We start from the raw sequence: 15,284 nt of genomic DNA, 5'->3' as shown, positions 1-15,284 counted from the left end.
TGATGGAAGCCAGGCCTAAAAGGTAATATAAATGTGATTTAATTAGCCGTTTCATCAGCGCCTATATCCACACGACCACCCTGTTTGCGGGTTTGTTTATCAATATCAAGCTCCTGGTATCCAAGTACAAAGGCAGGGTCTCCGGTATTAATACAGGCAGAACCACTGGCCAGATGCAGGTTAGGTGTTGTACTGCTTACAAATGAAGGAATTCCGTAAGTAGAATGGGCATCCAGTCCTGTGGCGGTCGTGAAATCAGCGAGTGAGCCATATCCGGTCCCGGTAATACCACCCCAGTCGAAAGCAACATTGGTCGCAACACCTGAAACAGAATAATACCGGTTGTAATCCATAGACAGATTAGTAGTAGTATAACCGGATAATGCAAGCACCTCTAAATTATTAGCATTCCCGGATTGCATGATATTGTTCTTAATACTTAAATAATCTGTATTCTGAATATGGATTTCGGCTCCCCATCCACCTTTTGTATAATTATTAAAGAAAGTATTATTCATAATAGTTGAATAGGTTACTTTACTGTTAGCCGCGTTGGCGCCAACATAAATGCCCGCATCAATATTATTATAGATAAAATTGTCGCGGATATTAATACCGTTTGCAACAAATCCATTGTTCTCACAACCAACACTTACCCCTACACCATTCTGATAAATAGTGTTCCCTTCTACATTCACGTACTGTGCACCATCCACATAGATACCTGCACTGACAGCCGCCAGCGATACGCATTTATATACAATATTATATTTCACATTTCCATTGCGTGCATAGTTCACGCTGGCAGGTGCGCCTGTCCAGGAATAATGACCGGCTATATCTATTCCGATATTCCTTACGTTGTGAATAATATTGCTTTCAATCAGGAAGTTTTCAATATTACCATTCAGTGTCATTGCCTCACTATAACCTGTATTACAACTATATACCTGGTTACTGCCGATATAGATCTTATTGTAGGAAGAATCCAAAGAACCAACCACCACAAAAGGATTTGCATTTTGTGAGGAAGTAGGGATAGCGGTAGAATCGGTGGTATAACCTACATTATAAATTTTGCAGGATGTTACCTGTACATCTGTACCGGCGCCACTTATATAAATACCGGACGCATTCTGACGGATGTTGTTAGCAATGCTGATGTTGTTGATGCGTATATGACTTTTGCTGGCCACAGTGATCATTGCATTTGCTGTACTGCCGGTGGTAGTGCTGCCATCAAGGATAACGGTACCGCCGGCATAATTTGTCAATGTAATAGGCGCGGTGGAATCGGCGCCGGAGTTGGGCCATGTAAGCCTTTCACCATAAGTACCTGCAGCTACATAGATGGTACTGCCTGCACCGTTCGTGGTCTTATTGAGGGCTGCCTGGATGGTTTTCAGTGCCGTAGCTGAAGAGGTACCTGCATTCGTGTCATTACCTGTAGGGCTTACATAATAATTCGTGATGGTCAATGTGGTAACGGCCAATGCATCTTTGTTGGTAAGCTTGGTTACATTTTCTTTATTACAGGCCGTGGCCGCAATAATCAGCAGGCATGCTGCAAGGGTGTTTTTCATCGCAAAACTACATTTAAAGGTGAGTGGGTTTGGGTATTTCATATTAAAGACGAACGCGCGAAGAAGTAGGACCGTGGAAAACTGTTTTTTTATAATAATAAAAAAAGCCGCTCCTGATAAAAGAGCAGCTTCCTATAATAAGAATTAACTATTATGCCGGTAAGACCTTCAATACAAGTGCAATATCATCCTGTTTACCTTCCGGCAATTTCACCACCAGGCCATTACTGTTACGTTCAACGGTCAGCCGCTGACCCAATAACTCCACTCCTGCAATCTCTCCCGGATAATGTTTACTACCGGCAGCAAGGGACTTCACGACTACCTGCCCGTTCGCAGGAGATCCCAGCACAATACAGTACAGCACATCCCCTTTCAGCGTAAAGCGTATATCTTCCGCACCAAAAGGTTTGCCCTTTCCTTCATTGAATCCCTGTGCGGACAATGGCGCTGCTTCTTCCATGGCTGGCCCTTCCCCAAAAATCTTCCAGGGGGTAGTGTCATAGATCGCCTCACTGTATTGAGACATCCAGGCTGTAATACCGGCTACTACCGCCTGTTCATCACTGTCTATAGTACCATCTGCACGCACCGGTACGCTTAACAGGAGATTCCCGTTTTTGCTCACTACATCTGCGAGTGTATGAATGACTGTCTTCGCACTCTTATAATAATGATTATCATAGATAGAGCGGTCGTAGTGCCAGCTACCTATACAAGTGTCTGTCTGCCATACAAAAGGTTCTATACGGTTGCTTTGCCCTCTTTCTATGTCCCATACCATACACTTGCGCTGTTCTTCATCCAGTATTTTCCCATTCAATACTGCTTCCAGCTTGCCATGTTTTTTAATGCTGCTGTTATACAGATGCGCAGCAATACGCAAACCTGCATCGCTGATAGGATAGAGCGGCAATACCGTATCGTCAAAATAAATAAGGTCAGGAGAATATTTATTGATCAGATCTGCAGTGCGGTTATAAAACTTTTCACAATATTCCTTATCAGGAATACTGGCTCCCTGTGCGGCGTCCCAGCCCCATATTTTATGAATGGTACCATTGTCTTCTGAATTCTTACTAAGCGCGTGGTCCTGTGCATACAGCGCCTGAGGGTCCATGCCATCCCACCAGGTACCTTTACCGTCTGCTTTTGTCAATTTACCATCGTAGGGGATACCTGCCATAGGGCCTGTTTTATCCGCACGCTGCGCCACCTCGTACCAGGTCCAGGCATGCGCAGCATGCACGCTTACCCCAAAATGCATTCCCTGCTTACGGGCTGCTTTGGCCCATCCGCCGATGATATCTTTTTCAGGTCCCAGTTTAGTGGAATTCCATGGCTGGTACTTACTATCGTAATTATCAAAGTTGTCGTGGTGATTGGCCATTGCCACAAAATACCGGGCGCCTGCTTTTTTATATAGCTCCAATAGATGATCAGGGTCCCATTTCTCCGCTTTCCATTTAGGAATAATATCTTTAAACCCTGATTTGGAAGGATGTCCGTATTCTGCTATATGCGACTTATAATCCCTGCTCCCTTCCTGGTACATTTCCCTGGCATACCAATCCCCATGTTCCGGTTGACATTGTGCCCCCCAATGCGCCCATATACCGAATTTTGCCCGCTTATACCAGTCGGGTACCGCATATTGCTTTAAAGAGTCCCAGGAAGGCTTAAAAGGGCCTTTTGCAACAGGTTCTCCCGGCTGCAATGTTTCTACCAGTCCGGCGCCCAACGCCCGGGATAACCATAGTGCAGGTAAGGTACCCGCCAACCCTTTTATGACTGTTCTTCTTTCCATGATTAATAATTGTCATAAATACAATAAAAAAGGAAGATAATAAAAAAAAGCGGATGGAGATCATCCGCTTTTTTTTATTATCTTCTATCTATAGTATACTTCGGCATCACCAGGTAGCGTACAATGGTATGTGCTGTGAAAGACAGTAACAATACTAGGCCGATAATCAGCAATTGCTTTACCGGTGTATCAAATACGTCCACGATACCTGATACCTGTTTCCCTGCATACAATGAAGCCAGTAAAAAAAGAAGGCCCCCGCAGATCCAGAGGGTAATGTGCGAATACAGATATCTCGTTTTCTGATACCCGTTTTTTCCGAATGAGGTAAACAGCAATACTACGTGTGCTAAAAAAAAGACCAACGCCAGAATGACAAGGGAGTTAAATGCGGTCATAACAATCAATTTAAGTTGTGGTTCTAATGATTATCTGATAATATAGTGGAATTCTATTATTATAAAGATAATTTTTTCCTCCAAAACGAGAAAAAAATATCATTCTCTCCACTCCTTAATTAATGGTCATGTGGCGCATCTCCATGAGGAGCCCCTTCCGGTCCGCCCACCGGCAGCTTCTTTGGCTCTGCTTCTCCGTTGTGACAAGTATAACAGGATACCGTCATAATACGCTGACCACTCTCATCTTTACCTGACCTGAAGAACTTCTTATTGATCCGGTTGGTCATCTTCATCATCTCCCTGGTCGTTTCCTTCTCTTCCTTCTCATCACTGGCAAAATCCATCTTCTGCGGATTATCCTTGGACTTTGCATGGCAAAAATCGCACTTCACACCTAAAGCCTTGTTATAGAAGTGCATGTTTTTCATCAGTTCTTCGTGACTGATATTCTTAGGTAATACCTTAAGGTTCTTCGCCTTTTCTTCCTCTGGGGGTAGGGCTAGGGAACACAGCATCGCTGCCACTACCAGTGACAACGGTACAGCAAGTGACTTTTTAAATTGCATTGACCATGGGTTTTGTAATAAATAATAAGCTCCTCAGATTATAAATTGAAACTTACAAAAAGAACATCAGATATTGCTCTTCGTAACCTTTATTTTATATAAACGGCATATCAGACATGCAAACAGCCCGCTCCGGATAGTTGTAAAACAGGAACAGGCTGTCGCTCAGTTGTAGGTATAAATAACTTTCAACCGTTAATATAGTGCTTTTAAACATTTCATCACCATACATTCTTTGGACAGGAATCATCATACCTGTTCCCGATAATAAAACCAAGAATGATCTCATGTGTCCCTTTCCCATAGGTGGCCAGTGCTGTAGTGGAATTGTCGTAAGAATACCCGATATTAAATTTGTTTGAAATATTTACGCCCATCATCCCGGCAAAGCTGTCTTTATGCCGGTAACTGGCCCCTACCCATATCAGGTCCCTGTATTGCAACTTGGTATTTACCTCTGCCTGCACAGGTAATGGGTTGATATATTTCACCATCAGGGAAGGGATCAGGTTAAAATCTTCTGTAATCAGGAAACGGTAACCACCCGTAAAGAACAGATGTGGCACCGTCTTTCCCGTTTCGGCAGTTACCGCATGATTGGAAAAGTTAAGCCGCGACGGTACGATCTGTTGTGCAGATACTCCCACAAAATAATCTGCTGAATAGAGATACAAACCTGCCGTCATATCAAACTTCGTCGTATTGACGATACCACTGGAATACACCACCGGATCGATGGTGGTATTCTCAAAATCCAGGCCCGAACTCTTCAGACTGAAACGACTGAAACCTGCTCCAAAACCTGCGGATAAACTGGTACGGGGTGTTAGACCTATATGATACGCATAGGTACCATACACACTTAGATTACTTAAAGGCCCCGTTGCATCATTGATGACCTGCAGACCTACTCCATGATGAGGTTCCGCAGCCGTATAATCTTCCCAGTAACGATGCCCTCTCGGGTTCTCTCCGGGTACCGCAAAGGAAGTGGCGGTAGTACGGTAGTCCTTTTTACCGATAGGCCCCTGTATAGTAAAATACGTGGTAACAGGTGAACCACTCAGTCCTGTCCACTGGTGCCTGTGACTGAGCTTGATATCCCAGTAGTTCTCTATACCGGAAAGAGCAGGATTGATGATATACTGGTTAAGGATATATTGTGTGTAATGCGGCTTCTGCTGTGCATAAGAACCGGCAGTAACGAATACGCACGCACACAGGATTATTACTTTATTCATCGTCTGTATTTTTATCGCAAAATCACTACCCAACCGGTAGGATTTTTTCCGAAACCGGTTTTGAGATCTATCACATAATAATAAGTACCTACCGGTAATGGCTTGCCATCATAAGTTCCCTTCCACTCATTGGCATATCCCCTGCTCTTGAATACCAGTTGGCCGTAACGGTTAAACACAGAAACATCTGCATCAGGATAGGTGTCCAGCTTTGCGATATGCCAGGTATCATTAATTCCATCGTTATTGGGAGAGAATGCATTTGGAATGATGATCTTCTTATACACCCTGATAAACACTTTATCAGATGCCGTCCCGCATCCGTCTCCGGATACTACCGTCAACGTATAAGTGGTATCACTGTCTGGTGTTACAATGGGATTTAAAATAGTGGCGTCCGTGATATTATATACCGGCGTCCATGCATAAGTGACATCTGTGCCTCCTGCAATACCGGCTAACTGTGCAGGGTCTCCTTCAAAGATCTTCTGATCAGGGCCCGCATCGGCTGTAGGTTTCTTCCATACAAATACTGACACCTCATCGTATGCCTTGCATTGCCCGTTGCTGACCGTTAATAAGTATGTGGTAGTATCAGCGGGAGAAGCAACCGGTGATGCGATAGATGAATCGGATAAGCTGGAAGCCGGAGACCATAAATAGGTACTGCCACCACTGCCCTGCAAAGTAACCGTACTGCCTTCGCAGATATTCACATCACTGCCTGCATCTGCTACAGGTGCAGGGTTTACATTCACCACCGTAGAATCTTTATTACTACAACCCAATGCAGTTGTCAGTGTTACATAATATGTCCCATTACCCGCTGATGTAATACCATTGATCACAGGGTTCTGAGATGTACTGGTAAATCCGTTGGGGCCTGTCCAGCTATAGGTAGCTCCGGTAGACGAGCTTAGTTGCAACGTATCGCCTTCGCAGGAAGGATTATTACTGCTGGCGGCAGGGTCCGGATTATCATCTACTGTGATAGTGATTACATTAGAGGCAACACGGCATGCAGAAGAGCCGATGTTGGCACTCTGTGCGGCAGCCATCCTGTACAGATAAGTACCGGGACCCGTAGGCAAACGTGCATAGGTGGTGCTGGTAGCGCCGGCAATATCCGTCCAGGTAGTTCCTGAATCCGTACTTACCTGCCACTGATATGCCGGACTGCTATATCCGCTGGAAACCGTTCCCGTTAGATTAAATACCGTTGCATCGCCTTTACACACTTCGGCAGATGTTGCGCCGCTGGTAATAGCTGCGCTTACACTGGGGCCACAGGGACGAAACGTAATGTCATCCAGCGCCAGGTCATTGGCTGGTGCGCCACCCGGACTGCTATTACTCATTTTGATGATCACGTCCGATGTACCGGCAGGTGTGGTAAAGTAAAACCCGAACTGCCGCCATACAGGGCCACTGCTGGTCCTGGCAATACTACCAGTGGTATAGGACTGAATAACAGTACTGCCATCTGATGTTAAAATAGAGAATGTAATATTGGGAGGGTTGTTATCAGAAGACCGCAACAGGTTCACTACCCAGGCGGCGAATTCATATGTTGTATTGGGACATAATCCTGATACTGATTTCTGATAGAAATAATCCGTTACAGAGGTACTGGCATTCACCACCATCATATAACCACCTGTATTCCCGGTGTGGTCTGTAGCAGACCACCAGACATTCCCCGCCCCCGCAGTAGTATTTTCTACGGTGTAAGACCCATCATAAGGGAAGCTCTGTGCCACATAAGAGTAAGTAGTGATACCAGTGCCTAATGCGCCGGCAAAGGTGGCCGTACCTGCGCCAAAGTTTAAACTTACAACGGGGTCACCCAAACTGCCCGTACATAACTGCGCCTCTGAGGTATATGAGATACACAGGAATAGCACAAGAAGGCAGCAATAGCCTTTAATGATTTTCATTGTTTCGATTGATAATGACAGGTATAGTGCTTCGCGTATGCTCTAGTGGGGAATAAAGGCTGACTGGTACAACAAAAATATCCTAATAGGGTAATTGGGGCAAAATAATATGCGAACGGGGATTATTTATAGACAGATAGCAATAAAAAAGAGTTGCACCGGCGGACCGGCACAACTCTTTCTCAAACAAACCTTCTTTATATATTAATACGCAGGATCGGTCGGGGTATTAGTATTCCCGTTACGTTCAACAAACGGGAAAGGGAAATAAGTGCGTTTGCGCTCCGCTACAGGGCGATCAAATCTGCGCTCGTCTTCCAGTGCCAGTCCTGCCATAAATAACTCAATACGACGGTGTTTGTAGATCTGTAAAAGCAGGTCTGCTTCTGTAGCAACGACTACTCCCGGTAATGCAGCGCCTACACCAACAGCATCAGTAGTCTTGGTTACTACCTTGTTCAGTTCAATCAGTCCGTTAGGTACATCATGCATACGAGCATAACACTCTGCTTTAATCAGCGTGATTTCTCCCGGCAGGAATACAGGTATTGACTGTGTGGTAGAAGCGTAAAAACCTTTAATTTTAAAGCGTGGACTGATGCCGCTACCTACATAAAAAGGCACCCTTTTGTCTGCTGCATCAGGCTGCAATCCTACAGGTAAACTCATTGATGAATCTACTACCTGGTAAATATTATTAGTAGCAGTTACCAGTGCAAAAATAGGATTAGTAGTAAGACTATTATAATTAAAAGTAGATGCCGTTAGCGTTGTACTGTTTGCAGCATCAAGTGCAGTTGCATAATCACCTGCAAATAATGCATAACGTGCTTTCAGCGCGTTCAACGTATTTACAATATCAATACCTCCTGGTATATTCTTCGTAAAAGTAGTACTGATAGGATTCGCAGATACTGTCGTTAATGCATTGTTCAGAACACCCACAGCTTTGGTATAGGCCTGCTGACTAGTAATAAACGGAACGTTTGTACCAACTGTATCCGGCACATGGTCCCAGAACATCGCCATATCACCAATCGCCAGTGCCTTGAAGATAGATGTATAGGCAATAACACCGCTGGCATAAGTCTTATCCGTTACTACCGCATTCGTATTATTCAATACGTTGTTGGCATCATAGATAATCTTGTTGGCAACAGTCCACATACCTGTCACTACTGTATTGGTATTCTGCACATTCACTCCACCCAACCCCAACTGGTTTTCATCTGTATTACCTGCATTCACTACATATGTTTCTCCCGTTAGCAGGCTGCTGGCAGTAACGGTGGTGTAAATAAGGCCGGTCCTGTTTGCGGTATAAAGATTCTGTAACCCTACAGCAACATCAGTCAATGCATTAGGAGAACTGAATGCTTTATCAGAAGAAGGCCCGGAAGGATCTGTATAATCCTTTTTACAGGAAGTAACAGAGAACAACAGCAATACCGCCATCATCGAACTGTTATATTTATTGATATACCTTTTCATAAATTTCTTTTTGATAGTTTAGAATTTGGCACGAAGAGCCACATTGAATGTTCTTGGAGCAGGCACCGTACCGAAATCAATACCACGAAGAACTGTACTCTGTCCGGCTGCATTCACCTCAGGGTCATATCCTTTGTATTTATCCCATGAATAAAGGTTTCTACCGCCTACACTTACTGTAAGATCACTGATGCTTTTTACCTTACCTATATTATAGCTTAATGATACTTCTCTCAGTTTCACAAAAGAGCCATCATCTATTCTCCATTCCTGGATACCATATACACCGGCAATGTAACCACGTGGAATCAATCCCCTGTCTTCCTGTTCTGCTACTTTTCCATTATCAACACCTTGTCTTGTTCTGAAGTCAGCATTAAATACACTAACACCCTGTACAGCATCTAACTGTGTATGCAGACTGAATTTTTTATAGTTAAAGTCATTTGTTAAAGTACCGGTCCACTCTGGATTAGGATCACCTATTTTCTTCTGTAAAGAAGCTCCTGTAGGTAACCCGTTTGCATCACGCTTTGTGGTATAACCTAAAGAACCGTTCTGTGTCCCCATTTCCGTTAACGGAATACCTGCAGCATTCTTCACTTCATTACCATTCGCATCACGTGCAAAGAAAGTACCGTAGAAGAACCCAATAGGCTGACCTGCTGCAATAGCAACAGGAGCGCCACTGTTAGTAGGATACAGTAAAAACGACTGTCCTATGCTGAGTGCTTTATTTCTGTTGCGGTTAAAAATTGTGGTCAGCTCCCAGCTGAAATCTTTTGTTTTAACAGGAGTAATGCCCAATACGACTTCAATACCTTTATTAGAGAGAGTACCCACATTATCCTGGCGTACTGAAAAACCTTGTGTAGGAGCAATGGCACTTTTTATGATAAGATCTTCTACTTTCTTAGTATAATAGTTTACGGATAAGTTAATTCTGTTATCCCAGAATGCCATATCTGTACCAAATTCAAATTCTTTCTGTTTTTCCGGTTTTATTTCCGGATTTGTATAGACAGTAGATGACAGGAAGGAAGCACTACCTATAAAAGCACTTGCCATATAGGTATTGTATCTGTCATATGCACCTATACCAGTAAGGTTACCAGACTCTCCATAAGCCGCACGCAGTTTAAAGAGGTTCCACCATTTGGATACACCTAAACGTTTCCAGTAATCAGTACCAGAAACAACATAACTACCACTTAATTTAGTGTATACCTGATTACGTTCATGTGTTCCGAATACAGAAGATCCATCCACACGCAATGCACCGGTAACAAACAATTGATCCCGGTACTTAAAATTCTGTTGAATGAATTCACCTGATATAGATAACTCTGTGCGCTGATCAGCACCTGTGATAGGCGTAGCTGCTCCGCTTACTACCTGTACAAAAGGAGGTAATCCACGACCTTGCTGCAATGAGTAATGCTGACGCTGATACTGCAAAGAGTAACCTACCTGCGTAACAGATGATAATGACTTACTGATCTTTGCATTATAGGTAGCATTCAGGTCATGATTGATCAGGAAGGAGTTATTATTACCTGCACTTGCATAACCATTCTGGGTAGGATCAAGTGTTGCACCACCGCCAAAGAAACCTAAGCTTACATTATAGGCATAAGGAGGAATGAAAGTAGTACCATCCTGGCTATAATTATCTATACCCATGTGATAATCTACTGTCAGGTTCTTTGTAGGCGTCAGTTTGATACCTGCACCTGCAATAATCCTGCTGGTTTGCTGACGTTGTTTGATATCTTCAATAACTGAAACAGGGTTCACACGTCCGCGTTCACCCACTGCCAGCAGATTACCCAATGCATCACGTTTCTGGATATCATAATAGTTACCAATAATAGTGACAGCATTTGTAGGAGAATAGAAGGTGTTGCCATCCGGTTTCTCGTTAGACTTGCTATATACATAGTTCATGGTAGCATTAAAGCTGATCCATTTATTCAATTCCTGGTCCAGGTTTAAACGGAAACTGTAACGGTTAAAATCAGTATTCTTTACAATACCCTGATTGTATAAATAACCGGCTGAAGCGTAATACCTCGTTTTATTCTGCCCCCCTACTACAGATACGTTATTATCAGAACCTACACCGGTACGGAAAATATAATCCTGATAATCGTACCGGTTTACTGCTGTCGTATTAGTAATGGCAGGACTCAGTATCGTTTGTGTAGATACATCCGGAGTACCACCAAATTTGGTAGGCGCCTCGTTTACATCCAACTTCTTACGCAGTGAGTTCACATTAAAGCTGGTAGAGAAACTTACTACCGGCGCGCCACCTTTCCCTTTTTTGGTAAAGATCTGCACCACACCGGCATTCGCTCTGGAACCATAGATAGCAGCGGCGGCCGCACCATTCAGTACTTCAATACTTTCTATATCTGCGGGATTGATATCTACCATACGGTTCTGCCCTACAGAACCTACCGAGTTACCACCATTATAACTCGCATCAGCATTTGTTACACGTGTAGTAGAGTTATCAATGATCACACCATCTATAATATATAATGGATCTGTAGAACCAGAAATAGTACTGATACCACGCAATTTCACAGAAATACCACCGGCAGGATCACCGGAGTTCTGTGTTACCTGCGCACCTGCAGTTTTACCCTGTAAAGCTGCCAGTACGTTACCGGTAGCGCCTTTTGTCAGTTCATCCGCTTTCACTGTGCTGATATAAGTACCCAGCTGTTTACGCGTTGTTCCTGCCGAAGTACCGGTGATCACCACCTCATCCAGTTTGGATACCGATGTACTTAGTGAAGCATTCAGTGTATAACTGCTTGCACTTGTAATAGTCAGCGGATTTTCTTTTGCAGAAAAGCCGATACCGGAATATACGACCGTATAATTACCCGGCTTCAGATCTGCATTCAGCACATAATTACCATCTACGTTTGTCTGCGTACCAAACTTGGTATTTTTAACAGCAACAGTTATACCTGGTAGTGGCGCACCTGTTTCATCAGTTACCTTACCTGACAGTTTAACCTGTGCAAAAGCAGCAGCCGTTAAACAATGCATGACAAGCAAAAGTAACAGATACCTGCACCTGACGCGCCGGAATAATTGATACATTCTCATAACTAAATTTTAAATAATTGAAGTTGATAAATGATGGCAGTATACTTCCCGAACTCTAATTGGTGTATACACCTATACTCTAAATAGTCCCTTTACGAATTAATTAATTACGATGTCCTTTAGCTAAGCTCCGTTAGGAGTCTGTTATGTTTTGTTATAAAAAACATTAAGCTTAACTGAACAATATTGAATTTATTACTGCTATTTGTTTGGCTGATAGGCAATAAGATACCCTAAAGCCCTGTGGGTACTTTATTCCCACCGATGACTTCAAAAATTATATTGGCTGTTATTTATAGTATTTGTATTCCCTTTTTCTTATACGGTTGTAACTTCTTAGAATTAGGTGGTAATTCGGTGATTAAAATATCTATCTCATTCACATCACAAATCTTTAATTGTTCAGAGGCATCAATCTTTTCTGAAATAGATAACACGATAACTTTCTTGGAAGTACTGATCATAGCGCGTTTCACCTGTACTACGTCCCAGTCGTTATCTGTTAACCCATCTTCCACATCTATGGCATTGTTGCCCAGAAAACAAAGATCTGCCTTGATCATTTTTATCTTAGAGATAGCTTCTCCACCTACTGTAATCTTAGATCCTTTAGATAACTTGTCTCCTATTACTATTACTTCTATATTCGGATGATTCGCATATTCAAAAGCGGCCGGTAAACTTACCGTGATAAATGTGGCCTGCAGGTCCTTTGGCAGAATACGTGCCAGTTCAGCGATAGTAGTTCCTCCCGTGGTCAGTACGAACATCCCGTCCTGTATAAGTTGTACGGCCTTTAACGCAATTGTTTTTTTGTCCTCTACTGCATATACGTCCTGGGAAGTAATGCCCAGATGAAATGAGTTTGATAACGCCCCTCCATGTACCTTTATGATCTTTCCATCCTGTGCCAGCTCCGCAAGATCACGCCTGATCGTATCTTCAGACACCTGTATCTGTTCACTCAGATGAGAGGACAACACCTTATTATGCAGGTTTACCTGATGTAATATATATGCGTGGCGTTCTTCCTTTAACATCTGATTTTGGTTGAATCTGATTGAAAATTGAATTTCGGCAAATAAACGCAGAAAACAAAATATAAACCCGCATTTTCTTGCTGTTTTTAGCAGATTTATGCGGGAAATGAAATCTTACCCATAGTAATTGCCGGCATACCCGGTTTTCCAAAGTCTATCCCCTCTCCTGCTATCGCCTCATTAGCCAGTATTGCAAATAATACGGCTTCTTTTGCATCTCCTGCTATTCCTATCTCTCCGGTACTGCGGATCTGTAAACGTGGCATCCGTTGTTTTATCAGGCTTATTAATAAAGGATTATGTGCGCCACCACCGCTTACATACACCGCATAATCTTTATCTTTATCTAATACACTTAATAACGCGTCCGTAATAGTATCCGCACTGAAATGCGTTAAAGTTGCCATAACATCGTAAGAAGAAATACCCTTCGTATTACTGCGCTCCTGCGCTTTTTCCACATATGTTTTATTGAATAACTCAGGGCCGGTGGTTCTGGGAAAAGGCTCTTTGAAAAAAGGATGGTCCTTTAATGCTGCCAACAGCGCTTCACTTACCTTCCCCTGTTTTGCAAACAAAGCATCCTTGTCGTATTCTTCATTGAAATAAACACGTGCAAAGGCGTCCAGTAAAGTATTGCCCGGCCCCGTATCCGTTACGTACACCGCAGAAGCATCTAATGTAGCAGGTAAAAAGGTGAAGTTGGAAATGCCTCCCATATTCAGCATGATCCTGTCTTCGCCATGCTTTGAGAAAAGACAGTAGTCGCCGTATAAAGCCAGCGGCGCCCCTTCTCCACCGGCAGCAATATGCTTCTGCCTGAAATCGCTGAGGGTGATGATACCTGCATCAACAGCAATATGATCTCCATCTACGATTTGTAAAGTAGCATTAGGGAATCCTTCCCGCTGATGTAATATCTTAGGACTGTGGTACACCGTTTGTCCGTGAGAAGCTATTAAATCAACTTCCTGCGGTTTTATGCCCCATTTATGCAGGCATTCCAGTATATAAGCAGCATGCAGGTTTGCCAGCCAGGGATTCAGTAAGCATAACTGCTCAAAACTGACCATCTCTTTCGCAAAGACTTTACGTATTTCATCTTTTACAGTAACAGGATAAGAGACCGTATCAAAATGCTCCAGTGTTACTTTGGTTTCCATCCCACTGCCACTGACAGCACATAGGGCCACGTCCAGCCCATCCAGTGATGTACCAGACATTAAGCCGATAATACGTCTCACCGGTTTATTGGAAATATCGAAGAGTTTACGCAGATTTTTATTCATGACTTTCCACTTTCAATTGCTGATCTGATGCTACCCTTTTCCTTTATCAGTTGCTTTGCAGTTTCTTCATCTACTGCTAATTCCGTCATCACCATCTTCACTGCGCGGCTGATCAGTTTTTTATTACTCAGCTGCATATCCACCATCTTATTCCCTTTCACATGTCCCAGCTGTATCATCACTGTAGTAGAAATCATATTCAGGATCAGCTTCTGTGCAGTCCCTGCTTTCATACGCGTACTACCGGTCAGGAACTCTGCGCCTACTTCCGCTTCTACAGGATATTCCACGGCAGCAGCCAGCGGACTGCCTGTATTACAGGTCACACATCCCGTAAGGATACCCTGCTTACGCAATGTTGTTACGCCTCCGATCACATACGGAGTAGTACCCGATGCTGCAATACCTATCACTGTATCTTTATCCGTGAGTGAGAACTGCGCCAGGTCTTTTACGGCCTGCTCCGCATCATCTTCAGCAAACTCCACCGCTTTGCGGATGGCGGTATCACCCCCGGCAATGATGCCCACTACCAGTTCATGTGGTACGCCAAACGTTGGCGGACATTCAGATGCGTCCAGGATACCCAGCCTGCCACTGGTCCCGGCGCCTATATAAAAAAGGCGGCCACCCTGTTTCATGCGTTTGACAATGGCAGTTACCAGCGGCTCTACCTGGGGAATGGCTTTTGCAACAGCCAGCGGAACAGTCATGTCCTCGCTGTTAATACCTTCCAGTATGGCCGTCACACTCATTTGCTCCAGGTTGTTAAAACGGGAAGACATCTCTGTAGTTAACATATC

The 15,284-nt window shown here is 43.6% G+C and carries 11 protein-coding genes; all 11 read right to left on the bottom strand.

The genetic code is table 11. The features are described from left to right. Positions 1-38: 38 nt before the first annotated feature. The gene (locus GO495_RS02650) at positions 39-1,583 is read right to left on the bottom strand and encodes a choice-of-anchor Q domain-containing protein (RefSeq protein WP_157298150.1); all 1,545 of its coding nucleotides are present in this window, start codon (positions 1,581-1,583) and stop codon (positions 39-41) included. 151 nt (positions 1,584-1,734) lie between these two features. After that, a complete protein-coding gene (locus GO495_RS02645; RefSeq protein ID WP_157298149.1) occupies positions 1,735-3,390 on the bottom strand; it encodes an alpha-L-fucosidase in 1,656 nt (551 codons plus the stop codon). Between the two features lie 77 nt (positions 3,391-3,467). Further along, a complete protein-coding gene (locus GO495_RS02640; protein WP_157298148.1) occupies positions 3,468-3,788 on the bottom strand; it encodes a hypothetical protein in 321 nt (106 codons plus the stop codon). A 119-nt stretch (positions 3,789-3,907) separates the two neighbouring features. After that, a complete protein-coding gene (locus tag GO495_RS02635; protein ID WP_157298147.1) occupies positions 3,908-4,357 on the bottom strand; it encodes a c-type cytochrome in 450 nt (149 codons plus the stop codon). Between the two features lie 221 nt (positions 4,358-4,578). Beyond that, complete coding sequence (locus tag GO495_RS02630; protein WP_157298146.1) at positions 4,579-5,598, bottom strand: PorP/SprF family type IX secretion system membrane protein; 1,020 nt, start codon at positions 5,596-5,598, stop codon at positions 4,579-4,581. An 11-nt stretch (positions 5,599-5,609) separates the two neighbouring features. Beyond that, positions 5,610-7,535, bottom strand: a complete 1,926-nt coding sequence (locus GO495_RS02625; protein WP_157298145.1) for a T9SS type B sorting domain-containing protein — start codon at positions 7,533-7,535, stop codon at positions 5,610-5,612. 204 nt (positions 7,536-7,739) lie between these two features. Continuing rightward, positions 7,740-9,026: a RagB/SusD family nutrient uptake outer membrane protein gene (locus GO495_RS02620; protein ID WP_157298144.1), complete on the bottom strand. Its 1,287-nt coding sequence runs from the start codon at positions 9,024-9,026 to the stop codon at positions 7,740-7,742. Positions 9,027-9,044: 18 nt separating this feature from the next. Beyond that, entirely contained in the window at positions 9,045-12,092 is a 3,048-nt protein-coding gene (locus GO495_RS02615) for a SusC/RagA family TonB-linked outer membrane protein (RefSeq protein ID WP_170302621.1), read from the bottom strand. A gap of 353 nt (positions 12,093-12,445) precedes the next feature. Next, the gene (locus GO495_RS02610; RefSeq protein ID WP_157298142.1) at positions 12,446-13,192 is read right to left on the bottom strand and encodes a DeoR/GlpR family DNA-binding transcription regulator; all 747 of its coding nucleotides are present in this window, start codon (positions 13,190-13,192) and stop codon (positions 12,446-12,448) included. A 95-nt stretch (positions 13,193-13,287) separates the two neighbouring features. Further along, positions 13,288-14,481 (bottom strand): anhydro-N-acetylmuramic acid kinase, encoded by a 1,194-nt coding sequence (locus GO495_RS02605; protein WP_157298141.1) that lies wholly within the window; start codon positions 14,479-14,481, stop codon positions 13,288-13,290. Next, positions 14,478-15,281 carry an N-acetylmuramic acid 6-phosphate etherase gene (gene murQ / locus GO495_RS02600; protein ID WP_157298140.1) on the bottom strand — a complete coding sequence of 268 codons (804 nt, stop codon included), beginning with the start codon at positions 15,279-15,281 and terminating at the stop codon, positions 14,478-14,480. Before murQ ends, GO495_RS02605 begins: the two co-directional genes overlap by 4 nt. Positions 15,282-15,284: the final 3 nt, after the last annotated feature.

Source organism: Chitinophaga oryziterrae, from assembly GCF_009758125.1.
Classification (GTDB): Bacteria; Bacteroidota; Bacteroidia; order Chitinophagales; family Chitinophagaceae; genus Chitinophaga; species Chitinophaga oryziterrae.
The sequence above is the reverse complement of the archived record's forward strand: the minus strand, read 5'-3'. Positions and strand labels throughout refer to the sequence as shown.